Below are 26018 nucleotides of genomic sequence, written 5' to 3' on the forward strand. Positions count from 1 at the left end.
CTCAGCGGGCCGGATGGCGCGCCAGCCAGCGGTCCAGCTCGGCCGCAAACAGCTGCCGGTCGCGTGGTCCCAATGGCGGAGGCCCCCCGGTCTGTACCCCGGCGCCGCGAAGTTCCTCCATGAAATTGCGCATCGACAGCCGTTCGGCCATGTTGTTCGGGGTGTACAGCTGGCCGCGCGGGTTCAGGGCCACCGCCTTCTTTTCCAGCACCAGTGCGGCCAGCGGGATGTCCTGGGTGACCACCAGGTCGCCGGCCGCCACCCGCTCGACGATGGCGCTGTCGGCCACGTCCAGGCCCTGCGGCACCTGGATCGAGCGCAGCCAGCGTGAGGGCGGGGTACGGATCCACTGGTTGGCGACCAGGGTCAGTTCGATCCCGACCCGTTCAGCCGCCCGGAACAGGATGTCGCGAATGACGGTGGGGCAGGCATCTGCATCCACCCAGATACGGGGGCGGGCGTGTTCAGCTTGGGTTTCAGCTTCAGTCATTTACCCAGTGTAGGGTAGGAAAAACCTGAATGGGGACTCGGGGTTAGCCGCAGAAAGGCGCCAACCCTTGCCACGCCTAGCGGGCGGCGTTTGCCGATGAACGTCCGGGCTATCGCTTTTTGCAGAAAACACGCGTATCGTTCGTCCCACTGTGTTTGCTAGGGTCACCGTGAATCGTGGCCTGGTGCAGTTGATCTCACGATCCGCTCATCGATCCGCTTTACCAACGCCTGCAACTCAGTCTCGGCCCCGATACCCGGTGGCTGCGATTTTTTCAACATGTGTTTCAGGAGTTAGTCAAATGTCTGATCGTCAGACCGGCACCGTCAAGTGGTTCAACGACGCCAAGGGCTTCGGCTTCATCACCCCGGAAAGCGGCCCGGACCTGTTTGTGCACTTCCGTGCCATCCAGGGCACCGGCTTCAAGACCCTGCAGGAAGGCCAGAAGGTTACCTTCATCGCCGTCCAGGGTCAGAAGGGTATGCAGGCTGACCAGGTGCAGGCGGTCTAATCCGTCTGCTACCGTTTGGTAGCCAGAACGCCGGAAGCGAAAGCTTCCGGCGTTTTTTATTGCCCGCTGCTTTTTGTAGAGTCGGCCATGCCCGACTCTACAAAGGGCATGCACCGTGCGCGGTACGATGCAGGTCTTCCCAAGGATCGTTCCCATGCGCATCGTCCACCATCTGGAAAACTCCCGTTCACTACGCGTGCTGTGGATGCTGGAGGAGCTGGGGCTGGACTACGAGCTGCGCCGCTATCCGCGCGATCCGAAGACGCTGCTGGCACCGCCGGAACTGCGTCAGGTGCATCCGCTGGGCAAGTCACCCGTACTGCAGGATGGTGAACTGGTGCTGGCCGAATCCGGTGCCATCCTTGATTACCTTGCCGACCGCTACGACACCCAGCGCCAGCTGTCGCCGTCGCCGACGCCTGTCGATGGTGCCGAACGCATCGCCTACCGCTACTGGCTGCACTACGCCGAAGGCTCGGCGATGCCGCCGCTGCTGCTGACCCTGGTGATCGGTCGCATCCGCAGCGCACCGATGCCGTTCTTCGCGCGCCCGATCGCACGCAGCATCGCCGACAAGGCCGAGCGTGGCTTCATCGGCCCGCAGCGGCGTCTGCACCTGGACTGGATGGAGCGCCGCCTGACCGAAAGCCCGTGGTTCGCCGGCGAGCGCTTCAGTGCCGCCGACATCCAGATGAGCTTCCCGATCCAGGCTGCGGCTGCGCGCGGTGGTGGCCTCGACGACAAGCCGGCACTGCGTGGCTTCCTCAAGCGCATCGGTGAACGCCCGGCCTATCAGCGTGCCGAGGCCCACGGCGGTCACCTGCAGGCACTCAGCGGCAATTGAGGAGGGGGCCGTCGCCCCCATCTTCAGCACCATGGATACCGACAGCTCCCGTTTCGACAATCGCCTGCTGCATACCCTGCCAGGCGACCCCGAATCCGGCCCACGCCGCCGCGAAGTGCTGGGCGCCGCCTGGTCGCCAGTGATGCCGACCCCGGTGACGGCGCCCACGCTGCTGGCCTGGGCACCGGACGTCGCCGCGATGCTTGGCTTCGATACCGCTGAGGTCGAGAGCGAAGGCTTCGCGCAGGTGTTTGGCGGCAATGCACTGTACGCCGGCATGCAGCCATGGGCAGCCAACTACGGTGGCCATCAGTTTGGTCACTGGGCCGGTCAGCTCGGCGATGGGCGTGCGATCTCGCTGGGTGAACTGGTCGCGCCGGATGGCCGCCACTGGGAGCTGCAGCTGAAGGGGGCCGGCCCGACGCCGTACTCACGCGGTGCCGATGGGCGCGCAGTGCTGCGCTCATCCATCCGCGAATTCCTGTGCAGCGAGGCGATGCATCATCTGGGTGTGCCGACCACGCGCGCGCTGTCGCTGGTCGGTACCGGCGACGACGTGGTGCGCGACATGTTCTATGACGGCCATCCACGTGCCGAGCCGGGTGCCATCGTATGCCGGGTGTCGCCGTCGTTCCTGCGCTTTGGTTCCTTCGAGCTTCCGGCGTCGCGCGGGGAAACCGCGTTGCTGCAGCAGCTGGTCGATGCCTGCATCGCCCGCGATTTCCCTGAACTCCAAGGGCAGGGTGAGGCACTGTACGGCGACTGGTTCGCGCAGATCGCGGTGCGCACCGCCGAGATGATCGCGCACTGGATGCGCGTCGGCTTCGTGCATGGCGTGATGAACACTGACAACCTGTCCGTGCTCGGCCTCACACTCGATTACGGCCCCTACGGATGGGTCGAGGACTTCGACCCGGACTGGACGCCGAACACCACCGACGCGCAGGGCCGCCGCTATCGTTTCGGCACCCAGCCGCAGGTGGCGTACTGGAACCTGAGCCGATTGGCGCAGGCGCTGTCTCCGCTGTTCGGTGATGTCGCACCGCTACAAGCGGGCTTGGCGGCCTATCAGTCCACCTTCGTGGCCTGCACGCGTCGCGATGCTGCCGCCAAGCTCGGACTGGCCGCGGCCGACGATGACGACCTGCAGCTTTTCCTGCGCTGGCAGCAGCTGATGCAGGACGGTGCCATGGACATGACACTGGCTTGGCGTGCGCTGATGCGTATCGATCCGGCGGCACCGGATGCGGCGCTGCTGGACGCGGTGTACTACGACGAGGCGCGCCAGCAGGCGGTGCAGGCACCGTTGCAGCAGTGGCTGCAGGACTACACGGCGCGGTTGCAGGCCGATCCGCTGTCGGCCAGCGAGCGCACGGCGAAGATGACCGCGGCCAATCCGCTGTACGTGCTGCGCAACTGGCTGGCCCAGGAGGCCATCGACCGCGCAGAGCAGGGCGACCTCGGCGGCGTTCATGCGTTGCAGGACGTACTGCGCGATCCATACACCGAGCGTGCCGGCCTGGAACACTTCGCCGGCAAGCGCCCGGCGTGGGCCGACAATCGCGCCGGCTGCTCGATGCTGTCCTGCAGTTCCTGAGGGTGGGTTTCGGCAGGGCTGCGCCCTGCACCCGCAGAGGCCAGGTCAACAGCCAGAGCAAAAGCGGATTCCGTGGTTTGGCGGGGCGGTGTCGGATTGCGGGGACGCCGCAAGTACGTCCGTGTAGGCTTGGCAGCCGCATCCATGCGGCTGACACCCCGCAATCCGACACCGCCCCACCTCCGACAGATTTCGCGCTGCTGCGGGTAGGTGTCGACCTTGGTCGACACGGTAGATCCACGCCATGCGTGAATGCTCTTCGTTCAATTTTCGAAACATTCGATTTCGATTGAGATTCATCCACGCATGGCGTGGATCCGCGACAGATCGCAGAAATCTGTCGAAGGCGGGGTGGGTCCGGTGGCGGGAGTGTCCGCGGCATGGATGCCGCGGCCAAGCCCCCAAGGGTGAGGGTGCTTTGCTTGCGAAGCACTGCTTCGCAAGCGCCCGAACGCACAGCCGCCAGCGGCTGGGCCGGACCGCGGAGCGGGGTTTACGGCGTCTCCCGCCACCGGACCCACCCCGCCATCCCACAGCAATCCCGCTGTTGCCGTTGCTCTTGCCGTTGCATTGGCTTGTAGCCTCTGCAGGTGCCGGGCGCAGCCCGGCCGATACCCCTCAACAGGCAGGCGGCGCCCGGAACGGGTACCCTATGCCGCCATCAGATAGCCAACGTGACATGACCGACGCCATCGTCGCTCCGCAGTGGGCCTCCCGCCTGCGCGACATCGCCGACTTCCCCAAGCCCGGCATCCTGTTCAAGGACATCATGCCGCTGCTCGCCCATAGCGAGGACTTCCGCGGTGCTGTCACTGCCATGGCTGACCGCTGGCGCGACCAGAAGCTGGACGCGGTGGTCGGCATCGAATCGCGTGGTTTCATCCTCGGCGCCGCGATGGCGCTGGAACTGGGCGTCGGCTTCGTGCCGGTGCGCAAGCCGGGCAAGCTGCCGGGCCAGGTGCTGCGCGAGGAATACACGCTGGAATATCGCAGCGACTGCATCGAAGTGCACGCCGATGCGCTGCCGGCCGGTGCCCGCGTGGCGATCATCGACGACGTGCTGGCCACCGGTGGCACGCTGGTCGCGGCGCTGTCGCTGGTGCGCCGCCTGGACGTTGACGTGGTCGGTGCCGGCGTACTGGTCGAGCTCGACGGCCTCGGCGGCCGCGCGCGCTGGGAAACGGACCTGCCGCTGTACACCGAACTGGTGTTCTGATTAGAGGGTAGGTGCCAACCAAGGTTGGCATCTACCAGAGCGAATGGCCGGGAGCCGGTAGTTGCCAACCTTGGTTGGCAGCGCTTTTCGCGACTGGCGCCATGGACGGGCCAACCAAGGTTGGCCGCTACCAGGTCAGATCGTTGCCAACGTGGTTGGCAACGCTGCTTCAATCACATCATCCGAACGCGGAAACGACGGCCCTTGATCTTGCCGGCTTCCAGCTTCGCCACGGCCTTGTTGGCCTGCTCACGCGCGATCGCCACATAGGAGCGGGTCGGGAAGATCGCGATCTTGCCGATGAACTTGCTCGACAGGCCGGCGTCGCCGGTCAGTGCACCGAGGATGTCGCCCGGGCGCAGCTTGTCGGTCTTTCCGCCGTCGATACGCAGCGTGCGCATCGCGGCCTGCGGCAACTCGGCCGGGCGCGAAGTCGCCAGCGGCGTCTTCTGCCAGTCCAGCGGCTGACCCATCTGCGCTTCGATGGCTTCGGCGCGGGTCTTCTCGCGGCCCGCAACCAGGCTGATCGCCAGGCCACTGGCACCGGCACGGCCGGTACGGCCGACGCGGTGCTGGTAGCTCTCCACGTCGGTCGGCAGTTCGTAGTTGATCACCGCCGCCAGCTCTTCCACGTCCAGGCCGCGTGCGGCCACGTCGCTGGCCACCAGCACGTTGCAGCTGCGGTTGGCCAGCAACAGCAGCACTTCTTCGCGGTCGCGCTGCTCCATGTCGCCATGAAGGGCCAGTGCGGAAAAGCCGAACTGCTGCAGCGAGTTGGCTACTTCGTCCACGTCCTTGCGGGTGTTGCAGAACACCACTGCTGATTCCGGCGTGTATTTCAGCAGCAGGCCGGCCAGCGCCTTCTGGCGATGCGCCGGTTCCACCTCGCAGAACAGGTGGCGGATGGCCGGTGCCTGGTCGGCACCTTCCACGGTCACTTCCACCGCGTCGCGCAGCAGGTCGCGCGCCATGGCGCGGATGCTGTCGGGGAAGGTGGCCGAGAACAGCAGGCTCTGGCGGTCCTTGTGGGTACGGCCGGCAATCTCGCGGATCGGCTCCTCGAAGCCCATGTCGAGCATGCGGTCGGCTTCATCCAGCACCAGCGTGCGCACCGCGCCGAGGTTCAGCGCGCGCTTGCGTGCCAGCTCCTGTACGCGGCCGGGCGTGCCGACCACCACGTGCGGGTCGTGGCCTTCCAGCGAAGCCAGCTGCGGACCCAGCGGCACACCGCCGACCAGCAGCAACAGCTTCAGGTTGGGGATGCCGGTGGCCAGCTTGCGGATCTGCTTGCCGACCTGGTCGGCCAGTTCGCGGGTCGGGCACAGCACCAGCGCCTGCACGCGGATCAGGCTGGGGTCGACAGCCTGCAGCAGGCCCAGGCCGAAGGCGGCGGTCTTGCCGCTGCCGGTCGGCGCCTGTGCGATCACATCGCGGCCATCGAGGATGGCCGGCAGGCTCTGCGCCTGCACGGGGGTGAGGGTGGTGTAGCCGAGGGCATCCAGGCCGGGCTGCAGGGCCGGGCTCAGCGGCAGGGTCGAGAAGTCAGTCATGGCGCATTGTACCCGTCTGCGCGGCCGCTCCCGCCTAATGGGGTGGTCGGATCCCTTTCCGCAGGAAAGAGCTCTGACCCCCAATTGGAGCCGCCATCCACGCATGGCGTGGATCTACTGGTGGGTGCCGACCTCGGTCGGCACGGGTCTGCTCAGCCCAGCATTGCCAGTACGCCCTGGTGGATCGCCAGCCCACCGAACAGCAGCCAGGCGAACAGGATCAGCGCCAGCAGCAGCGGCTTCAAACCGGCCTGTCGCAGCGCCGAGACGTGGGTGGTCAGGCCCAGCGCTGCCATCGCCATCGCCAGCAGCACGGTATCCAGCTGCACCAGCCCGGCCTGCAGGCCAGCCGGCAGCAGATGCAGCGAATTGAAACCAGCCACCGCCACGAAACCGAAGGCGAACCACGGCACCACGATGCGCGCCTTGCTGCCGTCGGCGCTGGCCTTGCCGCCACGCGCCAGCCACAGCGACAGCGCCACCAGGAACGGTGCCAGCAGCATCACCCGCACCATCTTGGTGATCACTGCGGTATCGGCCGCCGCTTCGTTGACCGCGCGGCCAGCCGCCACTACCTGTGCCACTTCATGCACCGTCGCACCGGTGAACAGGCCGTACTGCTGCGCGTCCATCGCCAGCCAGCCGTGCGACTGCACCAGCGCATACAGGGCGGGATACAGGAACATCGCCAGCGTGCCGAACACCACCACTGTCGACACCGCCACCGTGACCTGCGCAGCACGGCCGCGCACCACCGGTTCGGCGGCCATCACCGCCGCCGCGCCGCAGATCGCGCTGCCGGCACCGATCAGCATCGCCGCCTCGCGTTCCATCTTGAACACGCGCATGCCCAGCCAGCAGGCCAGTCCGAAGGTGCTGGCGACCACCAGCACGTCCATCAGCACGCCAGTGACGCCAACATGGCCGATGTCCTGGAAGGTCAGGCGCAGGCCGTACAGCACGATGCCGGCGCGCAGCAGCCAGTGCTTGGAGAAGCCGACACCGGCCGCACTGCTCGGTGCCAACCGCGGGTACAAGGTGTTGCCGACCACGATTCCGGCGACGATGGCCACGGTCAGCGCACTCAGCCCTTGCGCCTGCAGCCAGGGCAGCTCGGCCAGATACAGTGACGCCGCCGCGATCAGGCCCACCAGCAGCAGGCCGGGCAGACGCGGTTGCCAGCGTTGGCGCAGGGCGGGCAGGGACCAGGGGGAGAGAGCGGGGGCGTTCATGGCAAGGGTAGGGCTGGAGTGATGGGGCAAGCGTGCGCCCCAGACGATGACCTGTAAAACGAATAATATGGGTGAAACCTACCCATCAAGGAGGTAAGCGCCATGCGCCTGACCTTGCGCCAGTTGCAGGTCTTCGTCGCCATCGCCGACCACGGCAGCACCACTGCTGCCGGCCAGGCCATTGCGCTTTCGCAATCGGCCAGCAGCGCCGCCCTGCAGGAGCTGGAGGCCCACTTCGGCACGCCGTTGTTCGACCGCATCGGCCGCCGCCTGGCCCTGAACGGCCACGGCCGCGCACTGCTGGAGCCGGCGCGCACGCTACTGGTCAACGCCGCCGATCTGGAGCGGCAGCTGGCTGCCGGCGGCGACCCGTCGCAGGGGGCACCGCTGCGGCTGGTGCTGGCCGCCAGTACCACCATCGGCAACTACCTGCTGCCGCCGCGCATCGCCGAACTGCTGCGCCAGGCGCCGCAGGCCGAAGTCGACCTGCGTATCGACAACAGTGCCGGCGTGGTCGCTGCCGTGCAGCGCCTGGATGTGGACGCCGGCCTGATCGAAGGCCCGTGCCATGAGCGCGGCCTGCAGGTCACCGCTTGGCAGCAGGACCCGCTGGTGATCGTGGCCGCCGCCGACGTTGCCGCGCGCTGGTCGCTGGATGAACTGCGCCGCGCCCGCTGGTTGCTGCGCGAACCGGGCTCCGGCACCCGCGAAGCGGTGGAGCAGGCCTTGTTGCCGCACCTGCGCGGCTTCGCCCAGACCCTGCAGCTGGGCAATACCGAAGCGATCAAGCAAGCCGCCATCGCCGGGCTGGGTCTGGCCTGTCTTTCGCGTCATGCGCTGGAAGAGCCGCTGGCCCTCGGCCGCCTGCGCGTGCTCGAGACTCCGCTGCCTGCCCTGCAGCGCACCCTGTGGCTGGTACGTCACCCCGGCAAGCAATGGCTGCCGGGGTTGCAGGCGTTGCTGGGGGAGGTGGGGTAAGCCATCAGATTCCCAGTCGATTCCATCCATCGACACTTCTTGTAGTGCTCATCCACGCATGGCGTAGATCTACCGTGTCGACCAAGGTCGACACCCACCAGAGCAGAATACCGTCCCGCCTCCCACAGGAAACCAGCTTCTGCCGTTGCCGTTGAGGTTGCCGGCCAGCGGCCGGCACTACCGCGGGTGCCGGGTGCAACCCGACCGACGCCCCCAACCGGTACAATGGCCGGATGCCTCTGATTACCCTACAGAACGTCGACTTCAGCGTCGGCGGCCCGTTGTTGCTGGAAAAGGCCGAACTGTCGATCGAGCCGGGCGAACGCATCGCCCTGATCGGCCGCAACGGCGCCGGCAAATCCACCCTGCTCAAGCTGCTGTCCGGCGACCACAAGCCCGATGACGGCGAAGTCCGTGTGCAGCAGGGCGTGCGCGTCACCCGCCTGGAGCAGGAAGTGCCGCACGGCGCCGCCGGCTCGGTATTCGACGTCGTCGCCGACGGTCTCGGCGAACTGGGCCAGTGGCTGGCCGAATTCCACCACCTCAGCCATGCCGAGGTGTTCGATGGCGAAGCGCTCGGCAACGTGCAGGCCAAGATCGACGCCGCCAACGGCTGGGGCCTGGACCAGCGCGTCAGCGAAACCCTGACCAAGCTCGATCTGGATGGCGAGGCCGAGTTCGGCCGCCTGTCCGGTGGCATGAAGCGCCGCGTGCTGCTGGCTCGTGCGCTGGTGTCCAGCCCGGATGTGTTGCTGCTGGACGAACCGACCAACCACCTCGACATCGAAGCCATCGATTGGCTCGAAGCGTTCCTCAAGGGCTGGAGCGGCAGCGTGGTGTTCGTCACCCATGACCGCCGCTTCCTGCGTGCGCTGGCCACCCGCATCGTCGAGATCGACCGCGGCCAGGTCACCAGCTGGCCCGGTGACTGGGCCAACTACGAGCGCCGCCGCGAGGAACGCCTCAACGCGCAGGCGCAGGAAAACGCCCGCTTCGACAAGCTGCTGGCACAGGAAGAAGTCTGGATCCGCCAGGGCATCAAGGCCCGCCGCACCCGCGACGAAGGCCGCGTGCGTCGCCTGAAGGCGATGCGCAACGAGCGCTCCGCGCGCCGCGACCTCAGTGGCAACGTCAAGATGGAAGCGGCCCAGGGCGTCAGCTCGGGCAAGAAGGTCATCGACGTCAAGGACATTTCGTTCGCCTTCGGCGAGCGCACCATGGTCCGTGACTTCAGCACCACCATCCTGCGTGGTGACCGCATCGGCCTGATCGGCCCCAACGGCAGCGGCAAGACCACACTGCTGAAGCTGCTGCTGGGCGAACTGCAGCCGCAGAAGGGTGAAGTCAATCCCGGCACCAACCTGCAAATCGCCTATTTCGACCAGTACCGTGCGGTGCTGCGCGAAGACTGGAGCGCCATCGAGAACGTGGCCGAGGGCCGTGATTTCCTCGAGTTCAACGGCAAGCGCAAGCATGTGCATGCCTACCTGCAGGACTTCATGTTCACGCCGGAGCGCGCGCGTGCGCCGATCACCCGCCTGTCCGGTGGCGAGCGCAATCGCCTGCTGCTGGCCAAGCTGTTCGCGCAGCCGTCCAACCTGCTGGTGATGGACGAACCGACCAACGACCTCGACGTGGAAACCCTGGAGCTGCTGGAAGAGCTGCTGGGCGAGTACACCGGCACGCTGTTGCTGGTCAGCCATGATCGTGACTTCATCGACAACGTGGTGACCTCCACGCTGGTGATGGAAGGCGACGGCGTGATCGGTGAGTACGTGGGTGGCTACAGCGACTGGCAGCGGTACGCCAGCAGCATTGCCGCCGCGCCGACGGCGGTGGCTGCCGCCAAGCCGGCCGCCGCCGCACCTGCTGCAGCGGCCGCTACGCCGGCAGCGCCCAAGCGCAAGCTGGCCTACAAGGAAGCGCGCGAGCTGGAGCAGCTGCCGAAGACCATCGAGAAGCTGGAGGGCGACGTCGAAGGGCTGACCTCGGCGATGAACGACCCGTCGTTCTACACCCGCAGTAGCGCTGAAGTGACCGCGCACACCCAGCAGCTGGCCAAGGTCCAGGCCGAGCTGGATGCGGCTTACGCGCGCTGGGAAGAGCTGGAAGGCTGAGTATCGGTCGGCGCCAGCGGTTGCGCCGATTGATGTAGAGCCGAGCCCACGCTCGGCTCATTAGATCCACGCCATGCGTGGATATCCGGATCCGTGCGGACCAACGGTCCGCACCCACCAATCAACGGTCCGTGCGGACCAAGGTCCGCACCCACCGGGGCGTCGGCGGTCATTTGACCCCGTGCAGATCCCGCAGCTGGCTCGGCCGGCTGCCGAAGTACGCCGCCAGATCGGCAATGTCCTGATCGCTCAGGTCCTTCGCTTGTGGCGTCATCAGCGCATGCTGGCGGTCACCGGCGCGGTAGGCCTGCAGCGCATGCGCCAGGTAGTCACCGTACTGCCCACCCAGCTTCGGATAGGTCGCATCGATCGGCGCGTTGCCGTCGGCGCCGTGGCAGTCGATGCAGCTCTGGTTGGTGGCCTTGCTCTTCACCTTGGCGCGGGCCTCGCCCGCGGCCTCGCGGCCCGGAGGCAGGCCGGCGGAGGATGAAGAACCGTGTTCGCCGCTGGCATGGCCCGGGTCGGCGGCGGATTTCTCGCTGTTTTCCACCTGCGACTGTGAACAGGCGGCCAGCAGCAGGGCAACGGACAGGGCGATGGCGTGACGCATCGGATGCGCGGCTTTCGACATGGGCGGGCCTTACTTGACGGTGGACAGGTAAACAGAGAGATCGGCGATCTCCTGTTCGCTGAAACTCATCGACTGCGCCTGCATCGTCGGATGCCTGCGCTTGCCCTGCCGGTACTCGGTCAGGGCCTGGGACAGGTATTGCTGGGTCTGGCCGCCGATCTTCGGCACCCGGTAGCTGGGGTAGGCGTTCTTGTAGCCGGTGATGCCGTGGCACCCCTGGCAGGTATAGGCCAGTACCCGGCCATTGTCGAAATTGCCGGTGGGAGCGGTGGCCTGCGGCGTGGCGGCGGGCGCCTGAGCCGGGGCGGGTGTGGCAGGAGCAGGAGCGGGCTGTGCGGCGGCCCCGAGGGGCAGGAGGACGGCCAGAGCGAGACAAGCGGCGAGCGGCTGCGGGCGCATGGTGTCGTTTCCGGGGATTCGGGTCTGGTCGTTCCGGCGTGGGGTACGGAACGACCCGAGTATAGCCTCAGGTTTCATCTAGCTGAAATGGGGGGCGGGCCGACCAGCGGCACGAAGGCACCATGACCTTTGGGATATGGTGTTGCCGTGAAGTGGTGCATTACTTTGCTACCACACCTGTCCACGCATCCTCCAGGGATCTGACGATGTCGCACCCAACCCTCCTGTCCGGCCGTCGCAGCGGAATCTGCGCTGCCGCACTGCTGATCTCCTCCTCCCTGCTGCTGGGCGGTTGCGCCGCAGGGCCCAATTCCGAAGCCAAGGCCGCCGAGACCAAGGAGGAGAAGAAGGTCGACGCGGTTCCGGTCGAGGTGGCCGTGGCCAGCCATCGCGCGGTCGCCGCCAGCTACACCGGCACTGCTGCGCTGGAGCCGCGCGCCGAATCGCAGGTGGTCGCCAAGACCTCCGGCGTGGCGCTGGCGGTGCTGGTCGAAGAGGGACAGCGGGTGAGCGCTGGCCAGCCGCTGGTGCGGCTGGACCCGGACCGTGCGCGCCTGGCCGTGGCGCAGAGCGAAGCGCAGATGCGCAAGCTGGAAAACAACTACCAGCGCGCGCAGAAACTGGTCGGCCAGCAGATGGTCAGCGCCGCCGATGTCGACCAGTTGCGCTACGACCTGGAAAACGTCCGCGCGCAGTACCGCCTGGCCACGCTGGAACTGTCCTACACCACGGTGGTGGCGCCGATCTCCGGCGTGATCGCGTCGCGCTCGATCAAGACCGGCAACTTCGTGCAGATCAACACGCCGATCTTCCGCATCGTCGACAACTCGCGGCTGGAAGCCACCCTCAACGTGCCCGAGCGCGAGCTGGCCACCTTGCGCGCCGGCCAGCCGGTGACGCTGGCCGCCGACGCGCTGCCGGGGCAGAGCTTCACCGGTACGGTCGATCGCATCGCGCCGGTGGTGGATTCGGGCAGTGGCACGTTTCGCGTGGTCAGCGCCTTCGACGGCGCCGCGCACGCGCTGCAGCCCGGCATGTTCGGGCGCATCCGCATCGATTACGACCAGCGTGCCGATGCGCTCGTGGTGCCGCGCCTGGCGCTGCTCGACGACGGTGAACCGGCGGTGTTCCGGGTGCGCGAAGGCAAGGTCGCACGCGTTCCGGTCAAGCTGGGTTACGCCGAGGGCCCGTGGGTGGAGATCCGTGATGGCCTGGCGGCCGGTGATCAGGTGGTCACCGCCGGCAAGGTCGCCCTGCGCGACGGCACCGCGGTACAGGTGATCGCCGATCCGAGGGCAAAGGCGAAGACGGTCGCAACGGCTGCCAAGCCGGCGGACAAGGCCGGGAGCAAGCAATGACCGCCCCGGGCCACGACCACGGTGCCTCGCCGGCGAGCGACGGCGCCGCCGCCGGCATGCGCGGCGGCCTGGTGGAATTCGCCACCCGCCGCCGCGTGACCATCGCCATGTGCACGGTCACCCTGCTGCTGTTCGGCGTGATCGCGCTGGGCAACCTCAAGGTCAACCTGCTGCCGGACCTGAGCTATCCGACGCTGACCGTGCGCACCGAATACACCGGCGCGGCACCGACCGAAATCGAAACCCTGATCACCCAGCCGGTTGAGGAAGCGGTCGGCGTGGTCAAGAACCTGCGCAAGCTGAAATCGGTCTCGCGCACCGGCCAGAGCGATGTGGTGCTGGAGTTCGCCTGGGGCACCAACATGGACCAGGCCAGCCTGGAAGTGCGCGACAAGATGGAAGCGCTGAATCTGCCACTGGAGGCCAAGGCGCCGGTGCTGCTGCGGTTCAATCCGTCCACCGAGCCGATCATGCGCCTGGTGCTGTCGAGCAAGGACGCGCCGGCCAGCGATGCCGATGCGATCCGCGAGCTGACCGGCCTGCGCCGCTATGCCGACGAAGACCTGAAGAAGAAGCTGGAGCCGGTCACCGGCGTGGCGGCGGTCAAGGTCGGCGGCGGCCTGGAAGACGAGATCCAGGTCGACATCGACCAGCAGAAGCTTGCCCAGCTGAACCTGCCCATCGACACCGTCATCAAGCGCCTGAAGGACGAGAACATCAACATCTCCGGCGGCCGCCTGGAGGAGGGTTCGCAGCGCTTCCTGGTGCGTACCGTCAACCAGTTCGCTGATCTGGAAGAGATCCGCAACCTGCTGGTCACCACCCAGGCGTCGAACGGCAGCGCGGCTGACTCGGCGTTGCAGCAGATGTTCAACATCGCGGCGTCGACCGGTTCGGCGGCGGCCATCGCGGCGGCCTCGGCGGCACAGAGTGCCTCGTCCGGTGGTGGTTCCAGCGTGGTCGCCAACGGTGTGCCGGTTCGCCTGAAGGACGTGGCTACCGTGCGCCAGGGCTACAAGGAGCGCGAAGCGGTGATTCGCCTCGGCGGCAAGGAATCGGTGGAACTGGCGATCTACAAGGAAGGCGACGCCAATACCGTGTCCACCGCCGAAGCGCTGCGCAAGCGCCTGGAGCAGATCAAGGGCACGTTCCCGTCCGATGTTGAACTGACCACCATCGAAGACCAGTCGCGCTTCATCGAGCACGCCATCGCCGACGTCAAGAAGGACGCGGTGATCGGTGGCCTGCTGGCGATCCTGATCATCTTCCTGTTCCTGCGCGACGGCTGGAGCACGTTCGTGATCAGCCTGTCGTTGCCGGTCTCGATCATCGCCACGTTCTTCTTCATGGGCCAGCTCGGCCTCAGCTTGAACGTGATGTCGCTGGGCGGCCTGGCACTGGCCACCGGCCTGGTGGTGGATGACTCCATCGTGGTGCTGGAGAGCATCGCCAAGGCCCGCGAGCGTGGCCTGGGCATCCTGCAGGCGGCCATCGTCGGTACCCGCGAAGTGAGCATGGCGGTGGTCGCCTCCACCCTGACCACCATCGCGGTGTTCCTGCCGCTGGTGTTCGTCGAGGGCATCGCCGGCCAGCTGTTCCGCGACCAGGCATTGACCGTGGCGATCGCTATCGCGATCTCGCTGCTGGTGTCGATGACCTTGATCCCGATGCTGAGCTCGCTGAAGGGACGGCCGCCGCTGGCGTTCCCGGAAGAGGCGCCGAACGCACCGTGGCAGCCGCAGAACCGCTGGCAGAAGCCGGTCGCGCTGGGCCGCCGTGGCGTGGTCGCGACCGCGCGCTGGAGCTTCTACGCACTGGCCTGGCTGGTGGTGCGGGTATGGCGTGGCGTGGTGGCCGTGGTGGGTCCGGTGATGCGCAAGGCCAGCGATCTGGCGATGAAGCCCTATGCCGGTGCCGAGCGTGGCTACCTGCGCCTGCTGCCGAGCGCGCTGGCGCATCCGGGCAAGGTACTGGGCGTAGCCTCGATCATCTTCGTGGCGACCATGGCGCTGGTGCCGATGCTCGGTGCCGACCTGATCCCGCAGCTGGCGCAGGACCGTTTTGAAATGACGGTGAAGCTGCCGGCCGGCACGCCGCTGAAGCAGACTGATGCACTGGTACGCGAGCTGCAGCTGGCACACGGCAAGGGCGAGGGCGTGGCTTCGCTGTACGGTGTCAGCGGCAGCGGCACCCGCCTGGATGCCAGCCCCACCGAGAGCGGCGAGAACATCGGCAAGCTGACCGTGGTGATGGAAGGCGGCGGCAACGCGCGTACCGAAGCGGAGATCACCGAGCGCCTGCGTGACACCATGGGCCAGCATCCGGGTGCACAGGTCGACTTCGCACGGCCGGCGTTGTTCAGCTTCTCCACGCCGCTGGAAATCGAGTTGCGCGGGCAGGACATGGCAACCCTGGAAGTGGCCGGCCAGCGCCTGGCGGCGATGCTGCGCGGCAACGCGCACTACGCCGATGTGAAGTCGACGGTGGAAGAGGGCTTCCCGGAAATCCAGATCCGCTTCGACCAGGAACGCGCCGGTGCGCTGGGCCTGACCACGCGCCAGATCGCCGATGTGGTGGTGAAGAAGGTGCGCGGCGACGTCGCCACCCGCTACAGCTTCCGTGACCGCAAGATCGACGTGCTGGTGCGCGCACAGGAAGGCGACCGCGCCAGCGTGGACAGCATCCGTCGGCTGATCGTCAATCCCGGCAGTACCCGCCCGGTGACACTGGACGCGGTGGCCGATGTGGTCGCCACCACTGGCCCCAGCGAGATCCATCGCGCCGACCAGACGCGGGTGGCGGTGGTGTCGGCCAACCTGCGCGACATCGATCTTGGCGCGGCCATGCGCGAAGTGCAGCAGATGGTGTCAGAACAGCCGCTGGGCGCAGGCGTCGGCCTGCACATCGGTGGCCAGGGTGAGGAGCTGGCGCAGGCGGCGAAGTCGCTGATCTTCGCCTTCGGCCTGGCGATCTTCCTGGTCTACCTGGTGATGGCCTCGCAGTTCGAATCGCTGCTGCACCCGTTCGTGATCCTGTTCACCATCCCGCTGGCGCTGGTCGGCGCCATCCTGGCGCTGATGCTGACCGGGAAGCCCATTTCGGTGGTGGTGTTCATCGGCCTGATCCTGCTGGTCGGCCTGGTCACCAAGAACGCGATCATCCTGATCGACAAGGTCAACCAGCTGCGCGAGGCCGGCGTGGCCAAGCACGAGGCGCTGGTGGAAGGTGCCCGCTCGCGCCTGCGGCCGATCATCATGACCACGCTGTGCACGCTGTTCGGCTTCCTGCCGCTGGCGGTGGCGATGGGCGAGGGTGCGGAAGTGCGTGCACCGATGGCGATCACCGTGATCGGCGGCCTGCTGGTGTCGACCCTGCTGACCCTGCTGGTCATTCCGGTGGTGTATGACCTGATGGACCGTCGCGGCGATGCGTATTACCGCGAACGTGGCCGCAAGCATGCCGGCGGGATCGAGCCGGGTGCAGCGGGCAGCGCGGCGGGTGCGGAGGAACCGGCATGAGTGTTGCCGAGTTCTCCATCCGCCGTCCGGTCACCACCATCATGTGTTTCGTGTCGCTGGTGGTGATCGGCCTGATCGCCTCGTTCCGGCTGCCGCTGGAAGCATTGCCGGACATCTCGGCACCGTTCCTGTTCGTGCAGATCCCGTACACCGGCTCGACACCGGAGGAAGTGGAGCGGACCATCATCCGCCCGGTGGAGGAATCGCTGGCGACGATGACCGGCATCAAGCGCATGCGCTCGTCGGCCACCTCCGAGGCGGCGCTGATCTACATCGAGTTCAGCGACTGGGACCGCGACATTGCGATTGCCGCTTCCGATGCGCGCGAGCGCATCGATGCGATCCGCAGCGACCTGCCCGACGACCTGCAACGCTACAACGTGTTCAAGTGGTCCAGCAGTGACCAGCCGGTGCTGAAGGTGCGCCTGGCCAGTACCACCGATCTGACCACTGCCTATGACATGCTCGACCGCGAGTTCAAGCGGCGCATCGAGCGCATTCCCGGCGTGGCCCGCGTCGACATCACCGGCGCGCCGCCGAACGAGGTGGAGATCGCCATCGATCCGAACCGGCTCAACGCGCACGGGCTGAGCATCAACGAGCTGAGCGAGCGCCTGCGCACGCTGAATTTCTCGATCTCGGCCGGGCAGATCGACGACAACGGCCAGCGCGTGCGCGTGCAGCCGGTGGGCGAAATCACCGACCTGCAGGAAATGCGCGACCTGGTGATCAACGCCAAGGGCCTGCGCCTGGGTGATATCGCCGAGATACGGCTGAAGCCGGCGCGCATGAGCTATGGACGCCGCCTGGACGGCAACCCGGCGGTCGGCCTGGACATCTTCAAGGAGCGCAGCGCCAATCTGGTGGAGGTTTCGCGCGCGGCGCTGGCCGAGGTCGAGGCAATCCGCGGGGAGGCGTCGATGCGCGACGTGCAGATCAAGGTGATCGACAACCAGGGCAAGGCGGTGACCTCCTCGTTGCTGGAACTGGCCGAGGCCGGCGGCGTCGGCCTGATCCTGTCGGTGACCGTGCTGTTCTTCTTCCTGCGCCACTGGCCATCCACGCTGATGGTGACCCTGGCCATTCCGATCTGCTTCACCATCACCCTGGGGTTCATGTACTTCGTCGGGGTGACGTTGAACATCCTGACCATGATGGGCCTGCTGCTGGCGGTCGGCATGCTGGTCGACAACGCCGTGGTGGTGGTGGAGAGCATCTACCAGGAACGCGAGCGCATGCCCGGGCAGCCACGGATGGCCTCGATCATCGGCACCCGCAACGTGGCCATCGCGCTCAGCGCCGGTACCCTGTGCCATTGCATCGTATTCGTACCGAACCTGTTCGGCGAGACCAACAACATCAGCATCTTCATGGCGCAGATCGCGATCACCATCTCGGTCTCGCTGCTGGCCTCGTGGCTGGTGGCAGTCAGCCTGATCCCGATGCTGTCCGCGCGCATGACCACGCCAAAGCTGGTGCATTCGAAGACCGGCCTGATCGCGCGCCTGCAGCGCCGTTACGCACAGCTGCTGGACTGGTCACTGCGCCACCGCGGCTGGAGCCTGCTCGGCATCCTGCTGGTGGTGCTGGTCAGCCTGGTGCCGATGAAGCTGACCAAGATCGATATGTTCGGCGGCGAAGGCGGCAAGGACATCTTCATCGGCTACATGTGGAAGGGCGCCTATACCTACCGGCAGATGTCCGAGGAAGTGGCACGGGTGGAGAGCTGGATCGACCAGAACCGCGAACGCCTGCACGTGAAGCAGGTGTACTCCTGGTACAGCGAGCAGGAAGGCAGCTCGACCGTGGTCACCCTCGACGAGAAGTACGCCAAGGACATCAAAGCGCTGCAGGAAGAGCTGCGCAAGGGGCTGCCGAAGTCGGCCCGCACCGATTATTTCGTCGGCAACCAAGGGGGCGACGGCGGCGGTGGTGGCAATCAGGGCGTACAGGTGCAGCTGGTCGGCGACTCCAGTTCGATGCTGCAGGAAATTGGTCAGGAAGTGGTGCCGCTGCTGGCCCAGCGTGCCGAGCTGCGCGACGTGCGCATCGACAACGGCGAGAAGGGCGGTGAACTGAAGGTGCGCGTTGACCGCGAGCGCGCTGCGGCGTTCGGCTTCAATGCCGAGCAGGTGGCCAGCTTCGTCGGCCTTGCACTGCGCGGTGCGCCGATGCGCGAGTTCCGTCGTGGTGACAACGAAGTACCGGTATGGGTCCGCTTCGCCGGTGCCGAACAGAGCAGCCCCGAGGATCTGGCCGGCTTCAGCGTACGTACCGGCGATGGCCGCAGCGTGCCGCTGCTGAGCCTGGTCAGTGTCGACGTCGGTTCGTCGGCCACCCAGATCGGCCGTACCAACCGCCAGACCACGTTGACCATCAAGGCCAACCTGGCCGAGAAGGTCACCGCGCCGGACGGCCGCAAGGCCATGGAATCGGTGCTCAAGCCGATGAACTTCCCGGCCGGCTATGGCTTCACCTTCGATGGCGGTGACTACGGCAACGACGACGAAGCGATGCAGCAGATGGTGTTCAACCTGCTGATCGCACTGGTGATGATCTACGTGGTGATGGCTGCGGTATTCGAGTCGCTGTTGTTCCCGGCGGCGATCATGAGTGGGGTGCTGTTCTCGATCTTCGGCGTGTTCTGGCTGTTCTGGATCACCGGTACCTCGTTCGGAATCATGTCCTTCATCGGCATCCTGGTGCTGATGGGCGTGGTGGTGAACAACGGCATCGTGATGATCGAGCACATCAACAACCTGCGGCGCGGTGGCATGGGCCGAACGCAGGCACTGGTTGAAGGCTCGCGCGAGCGGTTGCGCCCGATCATGATGACCATGGGCACGGCGATCCTGGCGATGGTGCCGATCTCGCTGACCAATACGCAGATGTTCGGTAACGGCCCGGAGTACGCGCCAATGGCACGCGCGATCGCCGGTGGCCTGGCGTTCTCGACGGTGGTCAGCCTGCTGTTCCTGCCGACCATCTATGCGGTGCTGGATGACCTGCGCAGTGCGGTCACGCGACTGATCCGGCGCGCCCGCGGTCTGGAGATGGTAGAGCCGGGCGCTGCCCGGCTGTAATGCACGACAACGTGTTGTGGTGTGGGGGGAGACCGGTCGTAGTGGGGCGGTCTCCCCCCATTTTTTTTCAGGCCTTGCGCAGGAACAGCGTGCGCCGGGTGTATTCATGCCCGAAATCGACATGGCCGAACCGCGCGATCTCACGCCGGCCGCGTCGGTAGTAGCGCCATGGCGCCTTCTCCGGCGGCTGGGTCTGTCCGTAGAAGACATCCATGTGACCGACCGGCATCGACTTCGGGGTCACATGCATCACCACGCTGCGGCGCGTGCCGGACGAAGGATGCGGGGCGCCGCCATGGAACAACTGTGGGTGCCAGACGATGACGTCACCCGCCTGCACGTGCACCGCTTGCGGTTGCAGGCCAGCATCTTCGCATTGGCGGGCTACCGCATCCTGGTAGGCAGTCCAGCCCTCCGGCGACATCGCGCCGACCGGGCTGTCGCCGAAGACCGTGCGTCGCAGCGCCTGCACATCAATGGGCGGCAGCAGGTGGCTGCCCGGGACCACCCGTAGTGGGCCGTTACTGTCATCAACTGCCTCCAGTGCCGTCCACACCCCCATGTAGCGCTCGCCCGGGGAGGTGCAGAACAGCGGCGTATCGCGGTGCAATGACTGTTCGGATCCGCGCTCGTAGTAGAGGCTGGTGTAGAGCGTAGTGGGTTCACCGAGGAAGCGGTCGCAGACGTCGATGGCCGGGTTGTCGGTGAGCAGGCGGGTCATCGCATCCACTGCCAGGTGCAGGTTGACGACCCGGTACATGCGATTGTGATCGTCCAGGTTGCGCGTTACCGCTTTTGGGTTGCGCTGCTTGAAGCGCGCGACGCGCTCATTGATGTCCTGGACCAGCGCCGGCGCGATGGCCTGGCGAACGACTACGTAACCATCGCGCATCAGCGCGTCATATGCATCCATCGCTGTGTTCCTCCTTGAACGCCGAGTATAGCCACGTGGGGCGGGACCATCAGCCCGCCACCTTGCCCCAGACCTTGAACGTGGTCAGCCACAGGCCCAGCATGCTGCCCAGGTTGGTCAGCATGAAGGTCAGCACCACGCGGGTGACGCGGTTGCGGTACCAGCCCTTCAGGCTCTGCGCATCGTCGCGCAGCTTCAGGAAGTCCTCGTACGCCGGCTTGCGCAGGCGTGCTTCCACCAGCGCCGAGAACGCGCCGGTTGGAATGCTCAAGCGGAACGGCTTGAACGGTGCCACCGCGATCGCGGTCAGGATGCTCAGCGGATGGCCACCGGCCAGCAGGCAGCCCAGGCCGGCCAGACCGCCGGTGTACATCGCCCAGGTCGCCAGCAGCTCGGTGCCCACGCCCAGCCCGCCGCGGTAGAAGCCCACGCCGATGCCGGTCGCTACGATGGCCAGGATGCCCAGCGTGAACCACGGGATGTTGCGCTTCTTCGGCACCGATTCCAGCTCGGCGCGCAGCGGTGCCGGTGCCTCGGTGTCGGTTTCCAGATAGCGTGCCAGCCCGGCCAGGTGGCCGGCACCGACCACCGCCAGCACTTCGCGCTGCTGCGGGTCGTGCGCTTCGCGCAGGCGCGTGGCCATGTAGCGGTCGCGCTCGCCGATGATGGTCTCGTACAGCGCCGGGCTCTCGCTGGCGAACTCGCCGAAGCTCGACTCCAGCATGTCGCCCTGCTTAAGTTTTTCGATCTCGTTCTCGCCCACTTCCTCCGACGAGAACAGGCCGGCGCCAAGCCCGGCGACCAGCTTCAGCTTGCCGAAGAAACCCAGCCGCTGCGATGCACGGCGGAAGGTCAGGCCGACTTCACGGTCGATCAGGTGCACCGGCAGATCGCGCTCGCGGGCCAGTTCCACCGCGCGCTTGAGTTCGGCGCCTGGCTCGATGTCGAGCTGCTCGGCCAGGCGCCGCTGGTAGGCGGACAACGCCAGGTTGGCGGCGAACAGGGCGACGCGGCCCTTGCGGATCACCTCGACCAGGTCGAGCTTGGCCAGGGTGTCCGGGTCGCTCAGGGCCTGCAGGCGCTGCGGATCGAGCTCGACGGCCACCGCGTCGAAGCGACCACTGTCGATCGCTTTTTCCACTGCTTCGACGCTGGCGCGAGAGACGTGCGCGGTGCCGAGCAGGGTGTAGCGCACGCCGTCGCGTTCAACGATGCGTACCGGCTGGCCGGCGAACAGGTCATCGCCGGTGTCAGGAAGGGTTTCAGTCATGGATTCATTCATTGGAAGGTGCGGTGTCGGCGCCATCGCCGAGCGCGCGCTGCATCTGCACGGTATCCAGCCAGCGGCCATGCTTGCGGCCAAGGCCACGGAACACGCCCACCAGCTCGAAGCCGAAGCGTTCGTGCAGCTTGATGGAGGCGGCATTGGTCGGTTCACCGATCACCGCCACCATCTGCCGGTAGCCGCGCGCCACGCAGGCGTCGATGAGGGCCTGGAGCAGGCCGGCGCCCACGCCCTGGCCCTGGAAGCGGGCATCGACGTAGACCGAGTTTTCCACGGTCCACTGGTAGGCGATGCGGGTGCGGTAGGTGTTGGCGTAGGCATAGCCGGCCACCTGGCCGTCGATCTCGGCGACCAGGTAGGGGAAGCCACGGTCGATGATGTCGCGCATGCGGCGCAGCATCTCCGGCGCGTCGGGGATGTCGTACTCGTAGGTGTTGACGAAGTCGGTCACTTCCACCGCATAGATCGCGGTGATCGCGTCGATGTCGGCCGGGCCGGCATCACGGATGAGGACGGCCATGCGCGGGCTCCGGCTCAGTCGATGTAGCGCTTGAGCAGGTCGCCGTACGCATCGATGCGGCGATCACGCAGGAACGGCCAGATGCGGCGCACGTGCTCGCTGCGCTGCAGGTCGACGTCGCACACCAGCACGGTGGCATCGGTGCCGGCCTCGGCCAGGAACTCGCCCTGCGGGCCGAGCACGTGGCTGTTGCCCCAGAACTGGATGCCCGACGCGCCCAGCGGCGAAGCCTCGTGGCCGACGCGGTTGCAGCTCAGCACCGGCAGGCCGTTGGCCACGGCGTGGCCGCGGTGGCTCAGCACCCAGGCGTCGCGCTGGCGGGTCTTCTCGTCCTGCACATCGTCCGGGTCCCAGCCGATCGCGGTCGGGTACAGCAGCAGCTCGGCACCGGCCAGCGCCATCAGGCGCGCCGCTTCCGGGTACCACTGGTCCCAGCACACCAGCACGCCGAGGCGACCCACCGAGGTATCGATCGGCTTGAAGCCGATGTCGCCCGGGGTGAAGTAGAACTTCTCGTAGAAGCCCGGGTCGTCCGGGATATGCATCTTGCGGTACTTGCCCAGCAGCGTGCCGTCTTTTTCGAAGACCACGGCGGTGTTGTGGTACAGGCCGGCAGCTCGGCGCTCGAACAGCGAGCCGACCAGTACCACGCCATGCTTCTTCGCCAGCGCGCCCAGGCGCTCGGTGCTCGGGCCCGGAATCGGCTCGGCCAGGTCGAACTCGTCCACCGACTCGTGCTGGCAGAAGTACGGACCGTTATGCAGTTCCTGCAGCAGCACCAGCTTGGCACCCTGCGCAGCCGCCTCGGCCACGCGTGCTTCGATCACCGCCAGGTTGGCGGCGGCATCACCGTGGTTGCGCTCCTGGATCAGGGCGACGGTAAGGGGGCTGCGCGAGTTCATGCGGGGCGTTCCTGCGGGGGAAAACCTGCATGTTAGCGCGGATGGACGGCGACGGCGTGTCGCGCGCTGAATGGGTGCTGGTAGTGCCGGCCGCTGGCCGGCAATCCCGTGGATCCATCAGGCATTGCATGGTTGCCGGCCAGCGGCCGGCACTACCGTCATGCCTTCAACAGGCCTTCCGGCAGCTGCATGGTGATGCAGTGCAGGCTGCCGTTCTGCCAGATCAGCGAGCGGCACGGCACCTGCACGACCTCGCGGCCCGGGTACGCCTGCGCCAGCACGTCGCGGGCCAGGTCATCGGCCGGATCGCCGTAGGCCGGCATCAGCACGGCACCGTTGACGATCAGGTAATTGGCGTACGACGCAGCCAGGCGGCGGCCTTCGTCGATCACCGGCTGTGCCCACGGCAGCGGGAACAGGCGGTACGGCTGGCCGTCCTTGGTGCGCAGCGCCGCCAGCTCATTGCCCATCGCCTGCAGTTCGGCGTAGTGCGAATCGCTCTCGTCGTCGCAGGCCTGGTAGACGATGCTGTCAACCGAGGCGAAGCGGGCGAGGGTATCGATGTGGGCGTCGGTGTCGTCGCCTTCCAGGTAGCCATGGTCCAACCACAGCACGCGGTCCTGCTGCAGCCAGTCGGCCAGGTCGGCACTCAGGCTGGCGCGGTCGCGGTCCGGGTGGCGCTCGTGCAGGCACTTCCAGGTGGTCAGCAGGGTGCCTTCGCCGTCGGTCTCGATGCCGCCGCCTTCCAGTGCGAACGGGATGCTGCGCACCGGTGCGTCGTTGAACACGCCGGCCTTCTCGAGCACGCCCACCAGCTGGTCATCCAGGGTGGCGTCGAACTTGCCGCCCCAGCCGGTGAAGCGGAAGTCCAGCAGCTGGAAGCCGCCATCGGCGCGGCGCAGGGTGATCGGGCCGGAGTCGCGCAGCCAGGTATCGTCGTAGGCCGCCGTGGTGAAGTGAACCTTGTCCATGTCGATGCGGTTGGAGCGCAGCCGCATCTCGGCATAGGTCTCCACATCGTCGTCGGCCACGCAGATCAGCACCGGCTGGAAGCGGGTGATCGCCGCGACCAGCGCGATGTAGGTCTCTTCCACCTGGCCCAGGCGGTCGGCCCAGTCGGTGTCGGCGGTGGGCCAGGCAATCAGGATGCCGCTCTGGGCTTCCCATTCGGCAGGAAAACGAAGGGTCTGGTTCATGGTCTCGCTACACAGGCCCGCGCACGGCGGGTAGAGGGATCATCGGATCGGCGGTTTCGGGCCGATTTCGTTCGGGTCCGCCTGGTTGGCCACCACGTTGATCACCTTCTGCTTCTCGAAGTAGACGGTGAACTGCGGGTACACCCAGCGGTTGATGGTGGGCCATTGGCGCTTCTGCCCGCCACGCGGCTGCAGCTGCTCGCTCGGCGCACCGAACTGCGACTGCACCTGCTGCATGCTCTGGCCGCGCACGGGCAGGGCACCGGCCGGTTTCTCGCGGGCGCGGTCGACAAGCAGGGTATCGGCCAGCGCCGGTGTGGCGACGGCCAGGGTGGCCAGCATGGCCAGGGCGGACAGGTAACGCTTCATCTCGAACTACTCCCCAGTGGTCAAGAACGGCGATTACAGCAAAAACGGCAGGAAAAAGCCGCATAAACAAAAAACCGCCCGAAGGCGGCTTTTTGCATCGGGTCGGCCCCGCGTAGGGCCAGCCGCAGCCGCGAGGGCTGTGAGGCTTAGCGCTGACGCGCCTTGAAACGCGGGTTCGACTTGCAGATGACGAAGATCTTGCCACGGCGACGCACGACCTTGCAGTCACGGTGACGGGCCTTCGCCGACTTCAGGGAGGACAGGACTTTCATGGCATACCTCGGCGTAAACAGTAGTTGTTCGGGTGGAGCGTGGCCGCGATATGCGAAAGACAATCGGCAGTTGACGCTCGTTCAAGCCCGCCATTCTACCGGGCTTTTCCTCGTGGTTTCAAGTGGTTGCACAAAAGATCCTGCTGGGGGCGTCTGGCAGGGGCTAGAATGGCCTCTTCACACGCTCTGGGACCCCCATGAATCCACTCGCTCCCGTCCTGACCATCGACGGCCCATCCGGGGCCGGCAAGGGTACCATCAGCCGCATCGTGGCGCGCCGGATGGGCTGGCATTACCTGGATTCGGGCGCGCTGTACCGGGCGGTGGGCGTGGCTGCCAGCTGGGCCGACATCGATACTTCCGACGCCTCGGCGCTGGTCCGCTGCACCTTCGATACCCACGTCCAGTTTGTCGAGCAGGGCGAGGCCATGCGGGTCATGGTCAATGGCACCGATGCCACCGACGAGCTGCGCCTGGAGACCACGGGGGCGCTGGCCTCGGCCATTGCCGCCATCCCGGAGGTCCGTGCCGCCCTGAAGGAGCGCCAGCGCGCATTCAGGGAACTGCCGGGCCTGGTCGCCGACGGCCGTGACATGGGCACGGTGATCTTCCCGGACGCCTCCTACAAGGTCTTCCTGACTGCCAGTGCCGAGGAGCGCGCCGAGCGCCGGCATAAGCAGTTGAAAGACAAGGGGGTTTCTGTTAGCTTTGATGACCTCCTGCGCGAGATCATGGCCCGCGACGCCCGTGATGCTCAGCGTACCGTGGCGCCCCTGAAGCCGGCAGACGATGCTGTCCTCATCGACACCACAGGCATCGGCATCGATGATGTCGTTGCCCGAGTGATGGATCTGCTTCCGGTTCCGGCTGCCTGATCCGTTCGCGCGGGAGTACTGCCAGCAACACCGGTGGTGGTCGCGCAAAGCAGTGCTGTACCAGCTCCGTCGCGCAATGATGCGTGGCGGTTTTCCTACTACACACGACCTGCGTTTCCGGGGTCGACCAACAGGCGGGCGGTCGCCATTCCCCTGAAGGGG

22 protein-coding genes are annotated in these 26018 nt (G+C 66.5%); 10 read left to right on the plus strand and 12 right to left on the minus strand.

Annotation, left to right across the window (positions count from 1 at the left end):
* Position 1: 1 nt before the first annotated feature.
* Positions 2 to 490 carry a YaiI/YqxD family protein gene (locus AC13GA_RS17085; RefSeq protein ID WP_004153306.1) on the minus strand — a complete coding sequence of 163 codons (489 nt, stop codon included), beginning with the start codon at positions 488 to 490 and terminating at the stop codon, positions 2 to 4.
* A gap of 301 nt (positions 491 to 791) precedes the next feature.
* On the opposite strand from AC13GA_RS17085, the gene AC13GA_RS17090 reads away from it, so the two are divergent.
* The 4 genes from AC13GA_RS17090 (at position 792) to AC13GA_RS17105 (ending at position 4658) form a co-directional block, all read left to right on the plus strand.
* Positions 792 to 1001 (plus strand): cold-shock protein, encoded by a 210-nt coding sequence (locus tag AC13GA_RS17090; RefSeq protein ID WP_004153307.1) that lies wholly within the window; start codon positions 792 to 794, stop codon positions 999 to 1001.
* Between the two features lie 154 nt (positions 1002 to 1155).
* Positions 1156 to 1845 carry a glutathione S-transferase family protein gene (locus tag AC13GA_RS17095; RefSeq protein WP_482998593.1) on the plus strand — a complete coding sequence of 230 codons (690 nt, stop codon included), beginning with the start codon at positions 1156 to 1158 and terminating at the stop codon, positions 1843 to 1845.
* 31 nt (positions 1846 to 1876) lie between these two features.
* Entirely contained in the window at positions 1877 to 3442 is a 1566-nt protein-coding gene (locus AC13GA_RS17100; protein WP_482998594.1) for a protein adenylyltransferase SelO, read from the plus strand.
* Between the two features lie 679 nt (positions 3443 to 4121).
* Positions 4122 to 4658 carry an adenine phosphoribosyltransferase gene (locus tag AC13GA_RS17105; RefSeq protein WP_428710541.1) on the plus strand — a complete coding sequence of 179 codons (537 nt, stop codon included), beginning with the start codon at positions 4122 to 4124 and terminating at the stop codon, positions 4656 to 4658.
* Positions 4659 to 4831: 173 nt separating this feature from the next.
* On the opposite strand, the gene dbpA is transcribed toward AC13GA_RS17105, so the two are convergent.
* Positions 4832 to 6208, minus strand: a complete 1377-nt coding sequence (gene dbpA / locus AC13GA_RS17110) for an ATP-dependent RNA helicase DbpA (RefSeq protein WP_482998595.1) — start codon at positions 6206 to 6208, stop codon at positions 4832 to 4834.
* Between the two features lie 152 nt (positions 6209 to 6360).
* The gene (locus tag AC13GA_RS17115) at positions 6361 to 7440 is read right to left on the minus strand and encodes a YeiH family protein (protein ID WP_482998596.1); all 1080 of its coding nucleotides are present in this window, start codon (positions 7438 to 7440) and stop codon (positions 6361 to 6363) included.
* Positions 7441 to 7542: 102 nt separating this feature from the next.
* On the opposite strand from AC13GA_RS17115, the gene AC13GA_RS17120 reads away from it, so the two are divergent.
* Positions 7543 to 8418, plus strand: coding sequence for a LysR family transcriptional regulator (locus AC13GA_RS17120; protein ID WP_136639472.1), 876 nt, complete (start codon positions 7543 to 7545; stop codon positions 8416 to 8418).
* 233 nt (positions 8419 to 8651) lie between these two features.
* Complete coding sequence (locus tag AC13GA_RS17125) at positions 8652 to 10535, plus strand: ATP-binding cassette domain-containing protein (protein ID WP_046983818.1); 1884 nt, start codon at positions 8652 to 8654, stop codon at positions 10533 to 10535.
* Positions 10536 to 10704: 169 nt separating this feature from the next.
* Here the strand turns inward: AC13GA_RS17125 and AC13GA_RS17130 are convergent, their stop codons facing one another.
* Together AC13GA_RS17130 and AC13GA_RS17135 are read right to left on the minus strand one after the other, a co-directional pair.
* Positions 10705 to 11166, minus strand: coding sequence for a c-type cytochrome (locus AC13GA_RS17130; RefSeq protein WP_006361215.1), 462 nt, complete (start codon positions 11164 to 11166; stop codon positions 10705 to 10707).
* Positions 11167 to 11175: 9 nt separating this feature from the next.
* On the minus strand, positions 11176 to 11565 hold the full coding sequence (locus AC13GA_RS17135; protein WP_482998597.1) for a c-type cytochrome: 390 nt from the start codon (positions 11563 to 11565) through the stop codon (positions 11176 to 11178).
* Positions 11566 to 11771: 206 nt separating this feature from the next.
* On the opposite strand from AC13GA_RS17135, the gene AC13GA_RS17140 reads away from it, so the two are divergent.
* The 3 genes from AC13GA_RS17140 to AC13GA_RS17150 are packed head-to-tail and all read left to right on the plus strand — an operon-like array spanning position 11772 to position 19524.
* Positions 11772 to 12923: an efflux RND transporter periplasmic adaptor subunit gene (locus tag AC13GA_RS17140; RefSeq protein ID WP_046983816.1), complete on the plus strand. Its 1152-nt coding sequence runs from the start codon at positions 11772 to 11774 to the stop codon at positions 12921 to 12923.
* Positions 12920 to 16441, plus strand: coding sequence for an efflux RND transporter permease subunit (locus AC13GA_RS17145; protein ID WP_482998598.1), 3522 nt, complete (start codon positions 12920 to 12922; stop codon positions 16439 to 16441). The genes AC13GA_RS17140 and AC13GA_RS17145 overlap by 4 nt, the downstream gene beginning before the upstream one ends.
* Positions 16438 to 19524 (plus strand): efflux RND transporter permease subunit, encoded by a 3087-nt coding sequence (locus AC13GA_RS17150; RefSeq protein ID WP_136639467.1) that lies wholly within the window; start codon positions 16438 to 16440, stop codon positions 19522 to 19524. Before AC13GA_RS17145 ends, AC13GA_RS17150 begins: the two co-directional genes overlap by 4 nt.
* A gap of 67 nt (positions 19525 to 19591) precedes the next feature.
* On the opposite strand, the gene AC13GA_RS17155 is transcribed toward AC13GA_RS17150, so the two are convergent.
* The 7 genes from AC13GA_RS17155 to ykgO form a co-directional block, all read right to left on the minus strand.
* Positions 19592 to 20437: a phytanoyl-CoA dioxygenase family protein gene (locus AC13GA_RS17155; RefSeq protein WP_482998599.1), complete on the minus strand. Its 846-nt coding sequence runs from the start codon at positions 20435 to 20437 to the stop codon at positions 19592 to 19594.
* A 49-nt stretch (positions 20438 to 20486) separates the two neighbouring features.
* A complete protein-coding gene (locus AC13GA_RS17160) occupies positions 20487 to 21707 on the minus strand; it encodes a TraB/GumN family protein (RefSeq protein WP_087943700.1) in 1221 nt (406 codons plus the stop codon).
* A gap of 4 nt (positions 21708 to 21711) precedes the next feature.
* Positions 21712 to 22242: a GNAT family N-acetyltransferase gene (locus AC13GA_RS17165; protein WP_046983811.1), complete on the minus strand. Its 531-nt coding sequence runs from the start codon at positions 22240 to 22242 to the stop codon at positions 21712 to 21714.
* A 14-nt stretch (positions 22243 to 22256) separates the two neighbouring features.
* A complete protein-coding gene (locus AC13GA_RS17170; protein ID WP_046983810.1) occupies positions 22257 to 23144 on the minus strand; it encodes a carbon-nitrogen hydrolase in 888 nt (295 codons plus the stop codon).
* A gap of 158 nt (positions 23145 to 23302) precedes the next feature.
* The gene (locus AC13GA_RS17175) at positions 23303 to 24340 is read right to left on the minus strand and encodes an agmatine deiminase family protein (protein WP_482998600.1); all 1038 of its coding nucleotides are present in this window, start codon (positions 24338 to 24340) and stop codon (positions 23303 to 23305) included.
* Positions 24341 to 24379: 39 nt separating this feature from the next.
* Entirely contained in the window at positions 24380 to 24709 is a 330-nt protein-coding gene (locus AC13GA_RS17180) for a hypothetical protein (RefSeq protein ID WP_012510789.1), read from the minus strand.
* 146 nt (positions 24710 to 24855) lie between these two features.
* Positions 24856 to 24981, minus strand: coding sequence for a type B 50S ribosomal protein L36 (gene ykgO, locus AC13GA_RS17185; protein WP_005409283.1), 126 nt, complete (start codon positions 24979 to 24981; stop codon positions 24856 to 24858).
* A 197-nt stretch (positions 24982 to 25178) separates the two neighbouring features.
* Here ykgO and cmk point away from each other — a divergent pair, with 197 nt between their 5' ends.
* Positions 25179 to 25856, plus strand: coding sequence for a (d)CMP kinase (gene cmk, locus AC13GA_RS17190; protein WP_482998601.1), 678 nt, complete (start codon positions 25179 to 25181; stop codon positions 25854 to 25856).
* The last annotated feature ends 162 nt before the right edge of the window (positions 25857 to 26018 follow it).

It is taken from the genome of Stenotrophomonas sp. 22DLJC03, assembly GCF_056861405.1.

What these genes read in the sequence shown, in the direction of transcription:
- AC13GA_RS17085 (WP_004153306.1), bottom strand. Translation starts at nt 490, where the DNA reads ATGACTGAAGCTGAAACCCAAGCTGAACACGCCCGCCCCCGTATCTGG.
- AC13GA_RS17090 (WP_004153307.1), top strand. Translation starts at nt 792, where the DNA reads ATGTCTGATCGTCAGACCGGCACCGTCAAGTGGTTCAACGACGCCAAG.
- AC13GA_RS17095 (WP_482998593.1), top strand. Translation starts at nt 1,156, where the DNA reads ATGCGCATCGTCCACCATCTGGAAAACTCCCGTTCACTACGCGTGCTG.
- AC13GA_RS17100 (WP_482998594.1), top strand. Translation starts at nt 1,877, where the DNA reads ATGGATACCGACAGCTCCCGTTTCGACAATCGCCTGCTGCATACCCTG.
- AC13GA_RS17105 (WP_428710541.1), top strand. Translation starts at nt 4,122, where the DNA reads ATGACCGACGCCATCGTCGCTCCGCAGTGGGCCTCCCGCCTGCGCGAC.
- dbpA (WP_482998595.1), bottom strand. Translation starts at nt 6,208, where the DNA reads ATGACTGACTTCTCGACCCTGCCGCTGAGCCCGGCCCTGCAGCCCGGC.
- AC13GA_RS17115 (WP_482998596.1), bottom strand. Translation starts at nt 7,440, where the DNA reads ATGAACGCCCCCGCTCTCTCCCCCTGGTCCCTGCCCGCCCTGCGCCAA.
- AC13GA_RS17120 (WP_136639472.1), top strand. Translation starts at nt 7,543, where the DNA reads ATGCGCCTGACCTTGCGCCAGTTGCAGGTCTTCGTCGCCATCGCCGAC.
- AC13GA_RS17125 (WP_046983818.1), top strand. Translation starts at nt 8,652, where the DNA reads ATGCCTCTGATTACCCTACAGAACGTCGACTTCAGCGTCGGCGGCCCG.
- AC13GA_RS17130 (WP_006361215.1), bottom strand. Translation starts at nt 11,166, where the DNA reads ATGTCGAAAGCCGCGCATCCGATGCGTCACGCCATCGCCCTGTCCGTT.
- AC13GA_RS17135 (WP_482998597.1), bottom strand. Translation starts at nt 11,565, where the DNA reads ATGCGCCCGCAGCCGCTCGCCGCTTGTCTCGCTCTGGCCGTCCTCCTG.
- AC13GA_RS17140 (WP_046983816.1), top strand. Translation starts at nt 11,772, where the DNA reads ATGTCGCACCCAACCCTCCTGTCCGGCCGTCGCAGCGGAATCTGCGCT.
- AC13GA_RS17145 (WP_482998598.1), top strand. Translation starts at nt 12,920, where the DNA reads ATGACCGCCCCGGGCCACGACCACGGTGCCTCGCCGGCGAGCGACGGC.
- AC13GA_RS17150 (WP_136639467.1), top strand. Translation starts at nt 16,438, where the DNA reads ATGAGTGTTGCCGAGTTCTCCATCCGCCGTCCGGTCACCACCATCATG.
- AC13GA_RS17155 (WP_482998599.1), bottom strand. Translation starts at nt 20,437, where the DNA reads ATGGATGCATATGACGCGCTGATGCGCGATGGTTACGTAGTCGTTCGC.
- AC13GA_RS17160 (WP_087943700.1), bottom strand. Translation starts at nt 21,707, where the DNA reads ATGACTGAAACCCTTCCTGACACCGGCGATGACCTGTTCGCCGGCCAG.
- AC13GA_RS17165 (WP_046983811.1), bottom strand. Translation starts at nt 22,242, where the DNA reads ATGGCCGTCCTCATCCGTGATGCCGGCCCGGCCGACATCGACGCGATC.
- AC13GA_RS17170 (WP_046983810.1), bottom strand. Translation starts at nt 23,144, where the DNA reads ATGAACTCGCGCAGCCCCCTTACCGTCGCCCTGATCCAGGAGCGCAAC.
- AC13GA_RS17175 (WP_482998600.1), bottom strand. Translation starts at nt 24,340, where the DNA reads ATGAACCAGACCCTTCGTTTTCCTGCCGAATGGGAAGCCCAGAGCGGC.
- AC13GA_RS17180 (WP_012510789.1), bottom strand. Translation starts at nt 24,709, where the DNA reads ATGAAGCGTTACCTGTCCGCCCTGGCCATGCTGGCCACCCTGGCCGTC.
- ykgO (WP_005409283.1), bottom strand. Translation starts at nt 24,981, where the DNA reads ATGAAAGTCCTGTCCTCCCTGAAGTCGGCGAAGGCCCGTCACCGTGAC.
- cmk (WP_482998601.1), top strand. Translation starts at nt 25,179, where the DNA reads ATGAATCCACTCGCTCCCGTCCTGACCATCGACGGCCCATCCGGGGCC.